Source organism: Mesorhizobium sp. M7A.F.Ca.AU.001.01.1.1, from assembly GCF_004022735.1.
In the GTDB taxonomy this organism is placed as follows: domain Bacteria; phylum Pseudomonadota; class Alphaproteobacteria; order Rhizobiales; family Rhizobiaceae; genus Mesorhizobium; species Mesorhizobium ciceri.
Genome location: NZ_RZPF01001324.1, coordinates 1 through 569 on the forward strand (window position 1 = coordinate 1; position 569 = coordinate 569).

A 569-nucleotide genomic window follows, 5' to 3' on the forward strand; every position below is an offset into this window, starting at 1 on the left:
ATCTGATCGAGGCGGCCAATCTGCAAAACCGCTCGGTCGAGTTCACACTGTTCCTGACGCTGCCGGCAGCCGCCGCACTCTGGGTGATGTCGGAGCCGATCGTACGGCTGGTCTATGAGCGCGGCGCGTTCGCCGCCAACGGCTCGACGCCAACGGTGGCGGCGATCCTGGCGATCTTCGGCCTCGGCCTCCCGGCCTTCGTGCTGATCAAGGCATTCACGCCGGGCTATTTCGCCCGAGAGGACACGCGTACTCCGATGATCTTTGCCGCCATCTCGGTGGCGGTGAACGTCACCACGGCGCTGACGCTGTTTCCACGGATGGGCGCGCCCGGCATCGCGGTGGCCTCGGCCGTCGCCGGCTGGGTCAACGCGGTGATGCTGCTCGGCGTCCTGATCCGGCGCGGCCACTGGGGCCGCGACGTGCCGCTGATGAAGCGCATTCCACGTCTGGTGCTGTCGGCTATCGTGATGGGGGCAGCGCTCTATTTTGCCGAGCATTGGTTCGCCGTCAGGCTCGGGCCCGGCTCGCCGCTGGTGGTCAAGGCGACGACGCTGCTGTCGCTGGTC

Annotated in this window: 1 protein-coding gene; it reads left to right on the plus strand. The window is 67.3% G+C overall.

Annotation, left to right across the window (positions count from 1 at the left end; translation table 11 throughout):
- Window positions 1–569, plus strand: a 569-nt coding sequence (locus tag EN884_RS37960; RefSeq protein WP_206617787.1) for a lipid II flippase MurJ, incomplete at both ends; no start/stop codon positions are given.